The organism is Streptomyces sp. NPDC007917, assembly GCF_042959105.1.
Lineage (GTDB): Bacteria > Actinomycetota > Actinomycetes > Streptomycetales > Streptomycetaceae > Streptomyces.
Window position 1 is genome coordinate 44,946 of record NZ_JBIBKK010000043.1, and the last position, 16,625, is coordinate 61,570.

Here is a 16,625-nt window from a genome sequence, read left to right on the forward strand (position 1 = left end):
CCGGGGCAGAGGTCTGCGAGTGCTCCGTGTGTCTCGCGGTGGCAGGCTTCGCCGCGCCGCGAACGAGGCAGGAGGCTTACTGGTCCGGCAGCCAGCCCAGCTGCACCAGCGGCGTCCCCCGCTTGCGGGAGACGAAGAAGCCGCGGCCCGGGGGCATGGGGCGGGGGCGGACGCCGCCGAGGAGGTCGCCTTCCGTGGGGTCGCCGGAGAGCAGTACGCCCTGGGCGCCAAGTTCCTTGATGCGCTGCATGAAGGACTCGAACATCGAGCGCGAGGCGCCCGCGGAGTTGCGGGCGATGATGAAGCGCATGCCGACATCGCGTGCGAAGGGCAGGTTGTCGGTGAGGACGGCCATCGGGTTGCCGCTGCTGGTGGAGACGAGTTCGTAGTCGTCGATGATGACGAAGAACTGCGGTCCGCTCCACCAGCTGCGGTCGCGCAGCTGCTGCGGGGTGATGTCCGGCTTGGGGGCGCGCCGCTCCATGAGGCCGTTGAGGGCCGTGGTGTGGACCTGGAGGGCCGAGGCGATCGGGGCGTACTCCAGGAGGTGGGTGTCCGGGATGACGTCGAGGAGGGAGCGGCGGTAGTCGCCGACCACGATCTTCGCCTCGTCCGGGCCGTACCGCTCGGTGATCTGTTTGGCGATGAGCCGCAGCAGAGCCGTCTTGCCGGATTCGCTCTCGCCGAAGACGAGGAAGAACGGGTCCGATTCGAAGTCGACGAAGACCGGTTCGAGGTTGGTCTCGTCGATGCCGATCGCGATGCCCTGCTGGGGGTATTCGAAGCCCTTGGGCAGGTCCTCGGCGCGCAGCCGGCGGGGGAGGAGCCGTACGCGGGGGGCGTGCGGGCCGTGCCAGTTGCTGTTCACGGCGCGGACCAGCTCGCCGGAGGCGTCCGTGATGTCCTCGGGGTCGCTGCCCGAGTCGATACGCGGCTGGGCGCCCATGAAGTGGAGCTTCTCCGGGAGCTGGCCGCGGCCGGGGACGCCCACGGGGACGTTCGCGGCGACCTTGCGGTCGAATTCGGAGTCCATCGTGTCGCCGAGGCGCATCTCGAGGCGGTTGAGGAGCTGGTCCTTCAAAGAGGCGCGGACTTCCATGTTGCGGGAAGCGGTGACCACGATGTGGATGCCGTAGCCGAGGCCACGGCCCGCGATGTCGGCCACGACCCCTTCCATCATGTCGTACTCCTGCCGGAAGTTGGCCCAGCCGTCGATGACGAGGAAGACGTCGCCCCAGCCCTGTTCCGCGTGCTCGCCGCGGGCCCGCTGTCGCCGGTAGGTGGCGATCGAGTCGATGTTCTTGGCGCGGAAGTACTCCTCGCGCCGGGCCAGGATGCCGGCCACCTCGGCGATGGTGCGCCGTACCCGCTCCGGGTCCAGACGGGAGGCGACGCCGCCCACATGCGGCAGGTCGGCGATGGCGCTCATGCCGCCGCCACCGAAGTCCAGGCCGTAGAACTGCACCTCGGCCGGGGTGTGGGTGAGCGCGAAGGCCGAGATCAGGGTGCGCATCAGCGTGGACTTGCCGGACTGCGGGCCGCCGACGACCAGCATATGGCCCGCGGCGCCGGAGAAGTCGCGGTACAGCACGTCGCGCCGCTGCTCGAAGGGCTTGTCGATGAGGCCGAGAGGGACGACGAGGTTGCCCAGGCGCGGGTATTCGGGCGCGGTGAGGCCGCGGCCCTCGACCGGGGACAGCGGCGGCAGCAGCTGGTCCAGCGAAGGGGCCTCGTCCAGCGGCGGGAGCCAGACCTGGTGGGCCGGGGCGCCCTGGCCCTCCAGGCGGCGGACGATGACGTCGAGGACCGTGTCGGCCAGCGCGTCGTCCTCCTGGCGGGAGGGGGCGACGAGCGCCGCCGGGTCCGGGGTGGTGTAGGTGACCGGGACCGGGGTGGCGGTGAAGATGACCGGCCGGCGCTCGATGGGCAGTGAGGTGCCGTCGAAGTCGGCGGGCGCCGCCCCGGTGCGGTACACGCCCGAGACGTAGGCGGCCTTGAAGCGCGTCATCTCGTCCGTGCCGAACTTGAGGTAGCCGGAGCCGGGGACGGACGGGAGGTGGTACGCGTCCGGTACGCCGAGTGCCGTGCGGGACTCGGCGGCGGAGAAGGTCCGCAGACCGATGCGGTACGACAGGTAGGTCTCCAGGCCGCGCAGCCGGCCCTCCTCCAGCCGCTGCGAGGCCAGCAGCAGATGCACGCCCAGGGAGCGGCCGATGCGGCCGATCTGGATGAACATGTCGATGAAGTCGGGCTTGGCCGTCAACAGCTCGCTGAACTCGTCGATCACCAGGACGAGTGAGGCCACGGGCTCCAGCGGGGCGCCGGCCGCCCGCGCCTTCTCGTAGTCGTGGATGTTGGCGTAGTTGCCGGCCGCGCGCAGCAGTTCCTGACGGCGCTGCAGCTCACCGGTGATCGAGTCGCGCATACGGTCGACGAGCGTCAGGTCGTCGGCGAGGTTGGTGATGACCGCCGCCACATGCGGCAGCTGCGACATCCCCGCGAAGGTCGCACCGCCCTTGAAGTCCGCCAGGACGAAGTTCAGCGTCTCGGACGAGTGGGTGACCGCGAGCCCCAGCACCAGGGTGCGCAGCAGCTCCGACTTGCCGGAGCCGGTGGCGCCGACGCACAGGCCGTGCGGGCCCATACCGTCCTGCGCCGCCTCCTTGAGGTCCAGCATGACCGGCGAGCCGTCCTCGCCGACCCCGATCGGCACCCGCAGCCGCTCGGCCAGCGATCGCGGCCGCCAGGTCCGCGAGACATCCACCGAGCCCGCGTCGCCGAGCCCCAGCAGATCGGTGAAGTCGAGGTTGGCCAGCAGCGGTTCGTCGTCGTCGCCCCCGCCCATGCGCAGCGGCGCCAGCTGCCGGGCGAGCGCGTCCGCGGCCTCCAGGGACAGGGCGTCCGGGGTTCCGTCGTACGCCGCGACCTGCGACAGCAGCTCCAGCTTGCCCGGCCGTACGATCATCGAGAGCCCGCCGCGCAGCTCGTCGAGGTCGCCCGCCACCACCTCGATGACGGTGACGCCCTGCAAGCCCTCCTGCGCCGCGAACGCCGACTCCGGCGGCACCATGCCGCCGTCCAGCACGACCACCACATGCGGCTGGTCGAGCAGCGGCTGGGCGTCCTTGCTGAACCGGGACCGTCCCTCCAGACGCCCCTTGAGCAGTTCCTCGAGCTCCGCGAGGGAGTCGCTGAACAGCCGGCGCGAGCCCGCCCCGTCGATCATGCCAGGCAACTGCAGGTGGGGCAGCCACTTCGTCCAGTCCCAGTAGGGTGCCGAGCTGCGCGGCGCGACCACCGCGATGACGAGGTCCTCGGGCGAGTGGAGGGTGGCCAGCTGGCCGACGAGCGCCCGCGCCGCGCCCCGCACGGAGTCCGGCTCCCCGGACACCGTCACGTGGTAGAAGGCGCGCAGCGACACCGCCATCGGCATGTGTTCCAGGGACCCCTGGGTCGCCAGGAACTTCTGCATGGCGCCGGCCGTCAGCGGTTCCAGGTCGTCGACCGCGGCCGTGTCGGGGGCGACCAGCGGGGTGGACAACTGCTGTGAACCGAGCCCGATCCGGATCTGGCCGAAGTCGTTGTCGCTCGCCCGGCGTTCCCACACCCGGCTGCCCTCGGCCACGACGGACCACAGCTGGTCGGGGGAGGGGTGCAGATAGAACTGGGCGTCGCGCTGGGCCCGCGCGGTGCGCCGTACCGTACGGCGGGTCTGCGCGAGGTACTTGATGTAGTCGCGGCGCATGTCCGCCAGCTGCCCCTGAGAGCCCTGCCGGTGCCTGATGAACATCGCCACGGTCATGCCGAGCGTGGAGAACATCATCATCACGCCCATGATCTTCATCATCGGCGCGGCGCCGGGCATGAAGAAGTAGACCATCGACGAGGCCATGCCCAGGGTGGGCAGCAGCTGCATCAGGACGCCCTCTTGCTGGCCGCGCGGCAGCTCAGGGGGCGATTCGAGACGGAGTTCCTCGCTCGGCACCTCGGGCGGGAGAGCCCGCGGTTGGCGCTTGACGACGACCTGGCTCACCGGATCTCTCAACCCCTCAACGCAGATGAACAGTTCCTCTCCGGCACCCCCGTGGCGACGGACTACCTCTGCGGGACGGCGATCCTACCGACGTATGAGCTGCCAGGCCCCGGTAGGGTGGCCGCCGCACGGGTGGTGCCGTGCGCCGCGCCACAGCGAACAGGGGGCCTTTAAGGTGAGTACGTCCGCCACGACCGGCTTCTGCAGGGTGACCGTGGTCGCGCCTGACAGTCGGATCGATGTGGCTCTTCCGGAGGACATCGCCGTCGCCGACGTCTACCCCGAGATCCTCCGGCTGACCGGCCAGACCCAGCCCGTGGGCGCCCCCACCGGCTACCACCTGGTACGACGCGACGGCACGGTCCTGGACGGCGCGCTGTCGCTGGGCGCCCAGCAGGTGCTCGACGGCGAACTGCTGTCGCTGCGCCCCTTCGCGGAGTCGCTGCCGCCCGCCGTCTACGACGACGTCTCGGACGCGATCGCCTCCGCCGTCACCCGCGACCGCACGCTGTGGAACGACCGGTTCCTGCGCGCCTTCGGGTTGTTCGGCGGCTCCCTGTTGCTGGTCCTCATGGGCTTCGTGCTTTGGTTCGCCGATCCGCTCAAACACGATATGCACGGGCTGCCGGGGATCATCGCCGCCGCAGTCGCGGTGCTGCTCACGGCCCTTGCGGGGGTACGGTCGCGGGTCTACGAGGACCGCGCCTCCGCGATCGCGCTCGGCCTGGCCGCCCTGCCGCACGCCATGATCGCGGGCTCGGGGCTGCTCGCCCTGGACAAGGGCGAGGGCGTCGGCCGCCTGCAGTTCCTGCTCGGGTGTGTCGCCGTCCTCGTCGTCTCGGTCGCCCTGGTGGTCGCCATGCCGACCGGTGACGCCCCGTTCGTCGCCGCGGTCTTCGCCTCGACCGTGGGCACCCTCGCCACCTTCTGCGCGATCCTCACCGAGGTCAGCCCCACCGAGACCGCCGCGGTGTGCGCCGCCGTCGCGATCGGCGCCATCGCGTTCCTGCCGGGCCTGTCGGCGCGCGTCGCCCGGCTGCCCATCGGATACGCCGCGCCGCGCTCCGCGGCCGAGGACGACGACCTCGACCCGGGGGCCGGGCCCGCTCCCGAGCCCGTGGACGCCGACCGGATCGCCGCCCAGGCCCGCCGCGGCCACGAGATGCTGCTCGGCCTGGTCGGCGGCTGCTCCGCGGTCGTCGTCGGCGCCTCGGCCGTGCTCGGCTTCTCCGACAACGTCTGGGGCCAGGTGCTGGCCCTCGTCTCCGGCCTCGCGATGCTGCTGCGCGCCCGTCTCTTCCGCTACACCGCCCAGGTCGCCTCCGTCCTCGCCGCGGGCCTGGTGGGCCTGGGGCTGCTGGTGCTCGGGCTGTCCCTGAACCCGCCGGCCGACGCCATGTTCAGGCTGCTGGTGCGGCACGACAGCGGCCCGCTGGACGTCCGTACGATCTGGCTCGCCGCTTCCGTCACGGCGGGGGCGGCGCTGATCACCGGCATCGCGCTGATCATTCCGAAGAAGGGACTCTCCCCGTTCTGGGGCCGCTTCTCCGATCTGGCCGAGAGCGCCCTGCTGCTCTCCCTGGTGCCCCTCGCCCTGGCCGTGCTGGATGTCTACAGCTCCGCGCGCAGCCTGACCAGCGGGTAGGACGGGGCGGGGCTGTGGGTGAAGCCTTCAGGTGAGGCCGACGGCCAAACGGATGGTCGGCGGCTGGTACGCTGTGTGACGGCCGTTTGTGTACGCGCCCCCGGAGCTCTCGTACGAGCACTCTGGAGACAGCGCCCAGCGGACCCCGCCTCCCGAGTCCCGGAAGCTCCCCTGAGACCAAGACCAGGGGCACTCGGTGGCCGAACAGAAGAACCCTGAAGGAGTACCGCGTGTCGCTCGACGCCGCTACGAAGAAGCAGATCATGGCCGAGTTCGCCACCAAGGAGGGCGACACCGGTTCCCCCGAGGTCCAGGTCGCGCTGCTCTCGCGCCGCATCTCGGACCTGACCGAGCACCTCAAGACCCACAAGCACGACCACCACTCCCGCCGTGGTCTGCTGCTCCTGGTCGGCCAGCGCCGCCGTCTGCTGCAGTACCTGGCGAAGAAGGACATCACGCGCTTCCGTGCGCTGGTCGAGCGCCTGGGCATCCGCCGCGGCGCGGCGGGCGCCAAGTAAGACGCCGTGGTAGGGAGCGGTTCCCGGGACAGGGGGCCGCTCCCTTTGCCGTACGTGCCGCACATCAGCTCCGTTGGAGCCTCAGCACCCGCGCGGCGCGGCGCGCCACCGGGACCTGCCGCCGCCCGCGCACCGTCCTCGTCGATATCCACAGCCGTCGTGAGGACGGGCGAAGCTTTGTAGTCTGGTCCCAACAACGTCATAACGAACGAGGAGGAGCGCCTCATTCCCGCGGCACCGGCGCCACAGGAGCCGGTCCTCGGTAGTGGCTCCCGGAACTGGCAATTCCGGTAGCTTCGATCGAAGACCGGCCCGGCCGCCGGACCAAGGCCAGGGGCGCTGCTCCACCACCGTTCCTCCGTCACACGGACGAGGGACGCAGAAGAGGAGATTTTCCTGGTGGAGAACGAGACCCACTACGCCGAGGCCGTCATCGACAATGGCGCCTTCGGCACCCGCACCATCCGTTTCGAGACGGGCCGCCTGGCCCGTCAGGCCGCCGGCTCCGCCGTGGCCTACCTGGACGACGACACCATGGTGCTGTCGGCCACCACCGCATCCAAGAACCCCAAGGACCAGCTGGACTTCTTCCCGCTCACGGTCGACGTCGAGGAGCGGATGTACGCCGCCGGGCGCATCCCCGGTTCGTTCTTCCGCCGCGAGGGCCGCCCGTCCGAGGACGCGATCCTCACCTGCCGGCTGATCGACCGCCCGCTGCGCCCGTCCTTCAAGAAGGGCCTGCGCAACGAGATCCAGATCGTCGAGACGATCATGGCGCTCAACCCCGACCACCTCTACGACGTGGTCGCGATCAACGCCGCCTCCTGCTCGACGCAACTGGCCGGCCTGCCCTTCTCCGGGCCGATCGGCGGCACCCGGGTCGCCCTGATCAAGGGCCAGTGGGTGGCCTTCCCGACCCACTCCGAGCTCGAGGACGCCGTCTTCGACATGGTCGTGGCCGGCCGCGTCCTGGAGGACGGCGACGTCGCGATCATGATGGTCGAGGCCGAGGCCACCGAGAAGACCATCCAGCTGGTCAAGGACGGCGCCGAGGCACCGACCGAGGAGGTCGTGGCCGCCGGCCTCGAGGCCGCCAAGCCCTTCATCAAGGTGCTCTGCAAGGCCCAGTCGGACCTGGCCGCCAAGGCCGCCAAGCCCACCGGCGAGTTCCCGATCTTCCTCGACTACCAGGATGACGTCCTGGAGGCGCTCACCGCCGCCGTCCGCGACGAGCTCGCCCAGGCGCTGACCATCGCGGGCAAGCAGGAGCGCGAGACCGAGCTCGACCGCGTCAAGGGCCTGGCCGCCGAGAAGCTGCTGCCGCAGTTCGAGGGGCGCGAGAAGGAGATCTCCGCCGCGTACCGGTCGCTGACCAAGACCCTGGTGCGCGAGCGCGTGATCAAGGAGAAGAAGCGCATCGACGGCCGCGGCGTGACGGACATCCGTACGCTGGCCGCCGAGGTCGAGGCGATCCCGCGGGTTCACGGCTCGGCGCTGTTCGAGCGCGGCGAGACCCAGATCCTGGGCGTCACCACGCTGAACATGCTCCGCATGGAGCAGCAGCTGGACACGCTCGCGCCCGAGACCCGCAAGCGCTACATGCACAACTACAACTTCCCGCCGTACTCCACCGGCGAGACCGGCCGCGTCGGCTCCCCGAAGCGCCGCGAGATCGGCCACGGCGCGCTGGCCGAGCGTGCGCTGCTGCCGGTGCTGCCGTCCCGCGAGGAGTTCCCGTACGCCATCCGCCAGGTCTCCGAGGCGCTCGGCTCCAACGGCTCGACCTCGATGGGGTCGGTCTGCGCCTCGACCATGTCGCTGCTGAACGCCGGTGTGCCGCTCAAGGCCCCGGTCGCCGGTATCGCCATGGGCCTGATCTCCCAGGAGATCGACGGCGAGACCCACTACGTCACCCTCACCGACATCCTCGGTGCGGAGGACGCCTTCGGCGACATGGACTTCAAGGTCGCCGGCACCAAGACGTTCGTGACCGCCCTGCAGCTGGACACCAAGCTGGACGGCATCCCGGCGTCCGTGCTGGCCGCGGCCCTCAAGCAGGCCCGTGACGCCCGGCTGCACATCCTCGACGTGATGAACGAGGCCATCGACGTCCCGGACGAGATGTCTCCGAACGCGCCGCGGATCATCACCGTCAAGATCCCGGTGGACAAGATCGGTGAGGTCATCGGCCCCAAGGGCAAGATGATCAACCAGATCCAGGAGGACACCGGCGCCGACATCACCATCGAGGACGACGGCACGATCTACATCGGTGCCGCCGACGGCCCGGCCGCCGAGGCCGCCCGCGCCACCATCAACGGCATCGCCAACCCGACGATGCCCGAGGTCGGCGAGCGCTACCTGGGCACGGTCGTGAAGACCACCACCTTCGGTGCCTTCGTCTCCCTGCTCCCGGGCAAGGACGGCCTGCTGCACATCTCGCAGATCCGCAAGCTCGCCGGCGGCAAGCGCGTGGAGAACGTCGAGGACGTGCTGAAGGTCGGCGCCAAGGTCCAGGTCGAGATCGCCGAGATCGACCAGCGCGGCAAGCTCTCGCTGATCCCCGTCATCGAGGACGAAGAGGGCTCGGACGCGTCGAAGGACGAAGCGAAGGACGCCGCCGACAGCGGCTCCGCCGCGGACGCCAAGTGACGTCCCGCGCCCATGCGGCGACGGCCCGCCCCTCTTCGGAGGGGCGGGCCGTCGCCCGTACCCAAACGCTTCTCAAGGGCGAGAACGGCATCGGGACGGTCCGCAGGACCACCCTGCCCGGGGGCCTGCGCATCGTCACCGAGACCCTGCCGTCCGTGCGCTCCGCCACCTTCGGGATCTGGGCGCACGTCGGCTCCCGGGACGAGACCCCCGCGCTGAACGGCGCCACCCACTACCTGGAGCACCTGCTCTTCAAAGGCACCCAGCGGCGCAGCGCGCTCGACATCTCCTCCGCCATCGACGCGGTCGGCGGCGAGATGAACGCCTTCACGGCGAAGGAGTACACCTGCTACTACGCGCGGGTGCTCGACGCCGATCTGCCGCTGGCCATCGACGTCGTCTGCGACATGCTGACGGGCTCGCTGATCGACGCCGCGGACGTAGAGGCCGAGCGCGGCGTCGTCCTGGAAGAGATCGCGATGACCGAGGACGACCCGGGCGACTGTGTGCACGACCTGTTCGCGCACACCATGCTCGGCGACACCCCCCTCGGCCGCCCCGTCCTCGGCACCGTCGACACCGTCAACGGGCTCGGCCGCGACCAGATCGCCCGCTTCTACAAGAAGCACTACGACCCCACCCATCTGGTGGTCGCCGCCGCGGGCAATGTGGACCACGCCGCGGTCGTCCGGCAGGTGCGCAAGGCGTTCGACAAGGCGGGCGCCCTGTCCCGTACGGACGCGGTCCCCGTCGCCCCGCGCGACGGCTCCCGCACCATCCGTGCGGCCGGGCGCGTCGAGGTGCAGGGCCGCAAGACCGAGCAGGCGCATGTCGTCCTCGGCATGCCGGGCATCGCGCGCACCGACGACCGGCGCTGGGCGCTCGGCGTGCTCAACACGGCGCTCGGCGGCGGTATGAGCTCCCGGCTGTTCCAGGAGGTGCGGGAGAAGCGCGGGCTCGCCTACAGCGTCTACTCCTACACCTCGGGCTTCGCCGACTGCGGCCTGTTTGGCGTCTACGCGGGCTGCCGCCCGAGCCAGGCGGCCGACGTCCTCAAGATCTGCCGTGACGAGCTCGACCACGTCGCGCAGCACGGGCTGACCGACGAGGAGCTGCGGCGCGCGGTGGGCCAGCTGCGAGGGTCCACGGTGCTGGGCCTGGAGGACACGGGCGCGCTGATGAACCGCATCGGCAAGAGCGAGCTGTGCTGGGGCGACCAGATGTCGGTCGACGACATGCTCGCCCGGATGGCGGCCGTCACCCCGGACGAGGTGCGCGAGGTGGCCCGCGATGTACTGGGGCAGCGTCCTTCGCTCTCCGTCATCGGCCCGCTGAAGGACAAGCAGGCGTCGCGCCTGCACGAGGCCGTCGCCTAGCGCCTGGCAAGACCGCGCAAGACCGCCGCGCACACCGGCGGACGACACAAGGGATTCGAACGATGAGCAAGCTGCGCGTGGCCGTTCTCGGCGCCAAGGGCCGGATCGGTTCCGAGGCCGTACGAGCCGTGGAAGCCGCCGAGGACATGGAGCTGGTGGCCGCGCTCGGCCGGGGCGACAAGCTGGAGACGGTGGTCGAGGCGGGCGCCGAGGTCGCGGTCGAGCTGACCGACCCCGGCTCGGTGATGGGCAATCTCGAGTTCTGCGTCCGCCACGGCATCCACGGCGTGGTGGGCACCACCGGCTGGACGGACGAGCGCCTGGCGCAGCTGCGGGGATGGCTCGAGGCCGCGCCGGGCACCGGTGTGCTCATCGCGCCGAACTTCTCCATCGGCGCCGTGCTCACCATGCAGTTTGCCCGGCAGGCCGCCCGTTTCTTCGAGTCGGTCGAGGTCATCGAGCTGCACCACCCGAACAAGGTGGACGCCCCCTCGGGCACCGCGGCCCGCACCGCGCAGCTGATCGCGGCGGCCCGGGAGGAGGCGGGGTGCGCCCCGCAGCCCGACGCGACGAGCACGGCGCTGGAGGGGGCGCGCGGCGCCGATGTGGACGGGGTGCCGGTCCACTCGGTGCGGCTGCGCGGGCTCCTCGCCCACCAGGAGGTCCTGCTGGGCGGGGAGGGCGAGACCCTCACCATCCGGCACGACTCGACCCATCACAGCAGCTTCATGCCCGGCGTGCTGCTGGGTGTGCGGCGCGTGGTGTCCGCTCCCGGCCTGACCGTCGGGCTGGAACACTTCCTCGATCTCGACTGAGGTACAGCGGTGCGCGCGAAGATCACGTATTTCGTCCTGGCGGCCGTCCTGGTCGTGTACTTCGTCCTGGTCGGCAGCCGGGGCGTGCTGCTCATCGAGCAGGGCACGCCGCTGACCGTGGCCTTCGGCGCGGCGGTGCTGGTGCTGCCGTTCATCGGCGGCTGGTTCCTGTGGAAGACGACCGTCTTCGCGCGCAGCGCGAACCGGCTCGCCCGCGAGCTGGAGGCCGAGGGCGGCCTCCCGGTCGACGAGCTGGTACGGACGCCCGGCGGGCGGATCGACAGGGACTCCGCGGACGCGGTCTTCGCCAAGCGGCGGGCCGAGACGGAGGAGTCACCGGACGACTGGCGCTCCTGGTTCCGGCTGGCCGTCGCCTACTACGACGCGCGTGACACGGTACGGGCCCGCAAGGCGATGCAGCGCGCCATCGCCCTGCACGACGGCCGGCCGGTACGAGCGCAGGGCTGACCGCGGGTTTCGGAGATCCCTGACCTCGGGATGCCTGACCCCGGGATGCCTGATCGCGGAGATGTCTGATCTCGGTGATCCCGGGCCTCGGGCAGCCCGGGATCATCAGGCGGCTCGGGGCCTCAGCGGTACCGGGCCGCCCGGTTCTCGATCGCGTCGGCCGCCATGGCGAAGGACTCGGGGCGACCGAGGAAGTCGGCGCTGTGGTCGGTGAAGGCCACGCGCGGGGCCCCGCCCCCCGTGAGCTCGATGAGCACCGCCTGCCCCTGGACGCTGCGCGGCAGCCCCAGCCAGCGCACCGGTTGCTGGACGGTGCGTACCGCCGCGACCTGGGACCAGCGCACCGTCGTGGCGGACAACAGGCCGGTCAGCCGCAGCCCCTCCTCGTCGATCCACACGCCCGCGCGCACCAGCCGGACGGCGCACACGATCACCAGCGCGGCGCCGCCGACACAGATGCCGGCGGCGGGGACCGATCCCGCGAGGGCGATGATCATCGCGGAGAAGAGCACATACGAGGCGAGCAGCAACAGCAGCGCCGCTCCGCCGACCCTCCAGGGACCCGGCCGGTAGGGGCGGCGCCGGCGGCCCGGGTCCTCGTACGGCAACGGGGCCGCTTCGGCCGCCGGTCCGTCTTCGTCAAGGGCGCGGTCCGCTGTCAGGAAGGGCAGGGGCACGAATGGTCCTCACTCACACACACGTCCGGATGGGCCTGTGCTGGCTGAGGCTATCCCAGGGGCTCAGCGCCCGTTCGACGCCTCCGACTGCTGCACCTGGTGAGTGGTCCGCGGCCCGCTTTCGAGGGCGGGCAACCCGAACATCAGCGAGCCCACGAACCCGGCGATGATCGTCAGGGTGATGAGTGTGCGGCCCGCTATCTGCGACGGGGTGGCGCGGGGCCGGGGCGGCGGGGTGACATTGCTGCGGAACTGGTCGGCTTCGGCAATGAAGGCGAAGGGCACGGGCTCGCGCCGACGGGACATGCGGGGGCTCTCCTTGGAACCTCGAACGTGGGTACTTCAGTAGGTAGGACGTGCGCACGAGGGGCGAGGTGCCCTTTTTCGTCGACTTCCTTCGGCATTTTCAGCGTTGCGACCGGTCGGAGGTGATGTCGGTGCCGCCCCGTAAGCTGGGCGCGCCTGAGCGATGAAACATGGAAGGACCCGCCGGTGACCGATATCCCCGCCGAGAGCGAGAAGGCCAGCTTCCGCAGCGATGTGACCGTCGAGCTGGTCAAGCACAGCGCGGCCGACTCCGATGTGCTGTGGGCCGCCCGGGTGTCCACCGCAGGCGAGCAGTCCCTCGAGGAGCTCACCAAGGACCCCGAGCGCTCCAAGGGGCTGATCAACTTCCTGATGCGGGACCGGCACGGCAGCCCCTTCGAGCACAACTCGATGACCTTCTTCATCAACGCCCCGATCTTCGTCTTCCGCGAGTTCATGCGGCACCGCGTGGGCTGGTCGTACAACGAGGAGTCCGGCCGCTACCGCGAGCTCCAGCCGGTCTTCTACGTCCCCGGGGAGTCCCGCAAGCTGATCCAGCAGGGCCGCCCCGGCAAGTACGAGTTCGTGGAGGGCACACCGGCGCAGCACGAGCTGACCGGCCGCGTGATGGAGGACGCCTACCGCCACGCGTACGAGGCGTACCAGGAGATGCTGGCGGCCGGCGTCGCCCGGGAGGTGGCCCGCTCCGTCCTGCCCGTCGGCCTGTTCTCCTCCATGTACGCGACGTGCAACGCGCGATCGCTGATGCACTTCCTCGGCCTGCGCACCCAGCACGAGCAGGCCGCCGTGCCGTCCTTCCCGCAGCGGGAGATCGAGATGGTCGGCGAGAAGATGGAGGCGATCTGGGCCGAGCTGATGCCGCTCACCTACGCCGCCTTCAATGCCAACGGGCGCGTCGCCCCGTAGCGCCGCTGCGCACCGCCGCGCATGGCGGTTCCCGGACACTCCCCGGACGGTCCATGCGCGAGAGGTGTCCGTATTGCGACGTTTCGTGAAGTTCATCTAGGCTGAACAAACGGATCCGGCACTGTCTGAACCCCCGAGCAGGCAGTGCCGGGTCCCATGAACGCCTTCCCGGTCGGCGCCCCGAGGGAGCACCGCGAGGCGTGCTACGAGTAGCGTGGGACCCATGGCACCGACATCCACATCGCAGACCCCTTTCGGGCGCATGCTGACCGCCATGGTCACGCCATTCACTGCTGATGGCGCGCTCGATCTCGACGGCGCTCAGCGACTCGCCGCCCACCTGGTGGACGCCGGCAATGACGGTCTGGTGGTCAACGGCACCACCGGCGAGTCACCGACCACCAGCGATGCGGAGAAAGCCCAGCTCGTACGGGCCGTGGTGGAGGCGGTCGGCGACCGTGCCCACGTCGTGGCCGGAGCGAGTACCAATGACACGCAGCACAGCCTCGAGCTCGCCCGCGCCGCCGAGAAGGCCGGCGCCCATGGCCTGCTGGCTGTCACGCCGTACTACAGCAAGCCCCCGCAGGAAGGCCTCTTCCGGCACTTCACCGCCATCGCCGACGCCACCGAGCTGCCGGTCATGCTCTATGACATCCCCGGCCGCAGCGGCGTCCCGATCAGCACCGAAACGATCGTCCGGCTCGCCGAGCACCCGCGGATCGTCGCCAACAAGGACGCCAAGGGCGACCTCGGCCGCGCCAGCTGGGCCATCGCCCGCTCGCGCCTGGCCTGGTACTCCGGCGACGACATGCTGAACCTGCCGCTGCTGTCCGTCGGCGCCGTCGGCTTCGTCTCCGTAGTCGGCCACCTGGTGACCCCCGAGCTGCGCGCGCTGCTCGAAGCGCACCTGTCGGGCGACGTCGCGAAGGCAACCGAAATCCACCAGAAGCTCCTCCCGGTCTTCACCGGGATGTTCCGCACCCAGGGCGTCATCACGACGAAGGCCGCGCTCACCCTTCAGGGCCTGCCGGCCGGGCCGCTGCGCCTGCCCCTCGTCGAACTCAGCGCCGAGGAAACGGGGCAGCTCAAGCGCGATCTGGCCGCCGGTGGGGTACAGCTGTAACCAGAGGCGATTTTCGCAACTTCGTACTTCACAACTTCATACAGACACATCAAGCAAGTGCACGAATGTCACGCGCGCCATGTGCCCCAGGGGGGCACGTGGCGCGCGTGGTGAGGAGAGTCTTTTGAGCCATCCGCATCCTGAACTCGGCCCTCCGCCGAAGCTCCCCGAGGGGGGACTGCGCATCATCCCGCTCGGCGGGCTCGGTGAGATCGGCCGCAACATGACGGTCTTCGAATACGGCGGCCGGCTGCTGATCGTCGACTGCGGAGTGCTCTTCCCCGAGGAGGAGCAGCCCGGAGTCGACCTGATCCTGCCGGACTTCACGTGTATCCGGGACCGGCTCGACGACATCGACGGCATCGTGCTCACGCACGGCCACGAGGACCACATCGGCGGCGTCCCGTTCCTGCTCCGCGAGAAGCAGGACATCCCGCTGATCGGCTCCAAGCTGACCCTCGCCCTGATCGAGGCGAAGCTGCAGGAGCACCGCATCCGCCCGTACACACTCGAGGTGGAGGAGGGCCAGCGCGAGCGGATCGGCCCCTTCGACTGCGAGTTCGTGGCGGTGAACCACTCCATCCCGGACGCCCTCGCCGTCGCCATCCGCACCCCGGCCGGCATGGCCGTGCACACCGGCGACTTCAAGATGGACCAGCTGCCGCTCGACGGGCGCCTCACGGACCTGCCTGCCTTCGCGAAGCTCGGCGAGGAAGGCATCGACCTCCTGCTCTCGGACTCCACGAATGCCGAGGTCCCCGGCTTCGTCCCGCCCGAGCGCGACATCTCCGGCGTGCTGCGCCAGGTCTTCGCCGATGCCCAGCGGCGGATCATCGTCGCGAGCTTCGCCAGCCATGTCCACCGCATCCAGCAGATCCTCGACGCGGCGCACGAGTACGGGCGCCGGGTCGCCTTCGTCGGCCGCTCGATGGTCCGCAACATGGGCATCGCGCGCGACCTGGGCTATCTGCGGGTCCCGCCCGGGCTGGTCGTCGATGTGAAGACGCTCGACGACCTGCCGGACGACGAGATCGTCCTCGTCTGCACCGGCTCCCAGGGCGAGCCGATGGCCGCGCTGTCCAGAATGGCCAACCGCGATCACCAGATCCGCATCGTCCAGGGCGACACGGTGATCCTCGCGTCCTCGCTCATCCCGGGCAACGAGAACGCGGTCTACCGCGTGATCAACGGCCTGAGCCGCTGGGGCGCGAACGTGGTCCACAAGGGCAATGCCAAGGTCCATGTATCCGGCCACGCCTCGGCCGGGGAGCTGCTGTACTTCTACAACATCTGCAAGCCCCGGAACCTGATGCCGGTGCACGGCGAATGGCGCCATCTGCGCGCCAACGCCGAGCTGGGCGCCCTGACCGGCGTACCCAAGAACCGCTGTGTCATCGCCGAGGACGGGGTGGTGGTCGACCTGGTCGACGGCATCGCGAAGATCGTCGGCAAGGTGCAGGCGGGCTATGTGTACGTCGACGGCCTCTCGGTCGGAGACGTCACGGAGTCCTCGCTCAAGGACCGCCGCATCCTCGGTGAGGAGGGCATCATCTCCGTCTTCGTGGTCGTCGACAGCACGACCGGCAAGATCGTGGGTGGCCCGCATATCCAGGCGAGGGGCTCCGGTATCGAGGACTCCGCCTTCTCGGCGGTGATCCCGAAGATCGAGGAATCGCTGGCCAAGTCCGCCTCCGACGGCGTCGCCGAGCCGCATCAGCTCCAGCAGCTCGTGCGCCGCTCGGTGGGCAAGTGGGTGTCCGACAGCTACCGCCGGCGCCCGATGATCCTCCCTGTCGTGGTCGAGGTCTGACGCCGCCTCAGCACCCACCCGGCGCCGACCCACGAGCGGGGCTCCCCGATTTGCATCCGGGAGCCCCGCTCCAGTACGTTTACGGCTCCGCCGGAAGGGAACCCCGAGCACTCAGCGTGCGAGAGGAGGACCCGGAAGGCGGGTGGGAATCCGGCTCAGAGAATTCTGATAAAGTCGGAGACACCGAAGGGAAGCGCCCGGAGAAACCGGTGAAACGGTTTCGAAGGAAGCGTCCGTTCCTTGAGAACTCAACAGCGTGCCAAAAGTCAACGCCA

Annotated in this window: 12 protein-coding genes; 9 read left to right on the top strand and 3 right to left on the bottom strand. The window is 70.0% G+C overall.

All coding sequences use genetic code 11. The features are described 5' to 3' along the window. Positions 1-76: 76 nt before the first annotated feature. On the bottom strand, positions 77-4,033 hold the full coding sequence (eccCa, locus tag ACFZDL_RS44980) for a type VII secretion protein EccCa (protein WP_353596458.1): 3,957 nt from the start codon (positions 4,031-4,033) through the stop codon (positions 77-79). Positions 4,034-4,208: 175 nt separating this feature from the next. On the opposite strand from eccCa, the gene eccD reads away from it, so the two are divergent. The 6 genes from eccD to ACFZDL_RS45010 all read left to right on the top strand — a co-directional run bounded on the left by eccD (position 4,209) and on the right by ACFZDL_RS45010 (position 11,507). Further along, positions 4,209-5,678, top strand: coding sequence for a type VII secretion integral membrane protein EccD (gene eccD / locus ACFZDL_RS44985; RefSeq protein ID WP_353596459.1), 1,470 nt, complete (start codon positions 4,209-4,211; stop codon positions 5,676-5,678). 230 nt (positions 5,679-5,908) lie between these two features. Beyond that, positions 5,909-6,196, top strand: coding sequence for a 30S ribosomal protein S15 (rpsO, locus tag ACFZDL_RS44990; protein WP_030414166.1), 288 nt, complete (start codon positions 5,909-5,911; stop codon positions 6,194-6,196). Between the two features lie 399 nt (positions 6,197-6,595). Next, positions 6,596-8,848, top strand: a complete 2,253-nt coding sequence (locus ACFZDL_RS44995; RefSeq protein ID WP_353596460.1) for a polyribonucleotide nucleotidyltransferase — start codon at positions 6,596-6,598, stop codon at positions 8,846-8,848. After that, on the top strand, positions 8,845-10,224 hold the full coding sequence (locus ACFZDL_RS45000) for a pitrilysin family protein (protein ID WP_353596461.1): 1,380 nt from the start codon (positions 8,845-8,847) through the stop codon (positions 10,222-10,224). The genes ACFZDL_RS44995 and ACFZDL_RS45000 overlap by 4 nt, the downstream gene beginning before the upstream one ends. A 62-nt stretch (positions 10,225-10,286) precedes the next feature. Continuing rightward, entirely contained in the window at positions 10,287-11,039 is a 753-nt protein-coding gene (gene dapB, locus ACFZDL_RS45005) for a 4-hydroxy-tetrahydrodipicolinate reductase (protein WP_353596462.1), read from the top strand. A gap of 9 nt (positions 11,040-11,048) precedes the next feature. After that, a complete protein-coding gene (locus ACFZDL_RS45010; RefSeq protein WP_353596463.1) occupies positions 11,049-11,507 on the top strand; it encodes a tetratricopeptide repeat protein in 459 nt (152 codons plus the stop codon). Positions 11,508-11,629: 122 nt separating this feature from the next. On the opposite strand, the gene ACFZDL_RS45015 is transcribed toward ACFZDL_RS45010, so the two are convergent. Further along, complete coding sequence (locus ACFZDL_RS45015; RefSeq protein ID WP_353596464.1) at positions 11,630-12,184, bottom strand: PH domain-containing protein; 555 nt, start codon at positions 12,182-12,184, stop codon at positions 11,630-11,632. A 63-nt stretch (positions 12,185-12,247) separates the two neighbouring features. After that, positions 12,248-12,490, bottom strand: coding sequence for a hypothetical protein (locus ACFZDL_RS45020; protein WP_353596465.1), 243 nt, complete (start codon positions 12,488-12,490; stop codon positions 12,248-12,250). A gap of 186 nt (positions 12,491-12,676) precedes the next feature. Between ACFZDL_RS45020 and thyX the strand changes: the two genes are divergently transcribed. From thyX to ACFZDL_RS45035, 3 genes are all read left to right on the top strand, one after another. Next, positions 12,677-13,417, top strand: a complete 741-nt coding sequence (gene thyX / locus ACFZDL_RS45025; RefSeq protein WP_353596466.1) for an FAD-dependent thymidylate synthase — start codon at positions 12,677-12,679, stop codon at positions 13,415-13,417. A gap of 223 nt (positions 13,418-13,640) precedes the next feature. Next, positions 13,641-14,540, top strand: a complete 900-nt coding sequence (gene dapA, locus ACFZDL_RS45030) for a 4-hydroxy-tetrahydrodipicolinate synthase (RefSeq protein ID WP_353596467.1) — start codon at positions 13,641-13,643, stop codon at positions 14,538-14,540. 124 nt (positions 14,541-14,664) lie between these two features. After that, positions 14,665-16,350: a ribonuclease J gene (locus ACFZDL_RS45035; protein ID WP_353596468.1), complete on the top strand. Its 1,686-nt coding sequence runs from the start codon at positions 14,665-14,667 to the stop codon at positions 16,348-16,350. Positions 16,351-16,625: the final 275 nt, after the last annotated feature.

Excerpts from the sequence above, each read along its gene's own strand:
- dapB (WP_353596462.1), top strand. The coding sequence starts at position 10,287 with ATGAGCAAGCTGCGCGTGGCCGTTCTCGGCGCCAAGGGCCGGATCGGT.
- ACFZDL_RS45020 (WP_353596465.1), bottom strand. The coding sequence starts at position 12,490 with ATGTCCCGTCGGCGCGAGCCCGTGCCCTTCGCCTTCATTGCCGAAGCC.
- dapA (WP_353596467.1), top strand. The coding sequence starts at position 13,641 with ATGGCACCGACATCCACATCGCAGACCCCTTTCGGGCGCATGCTGACC.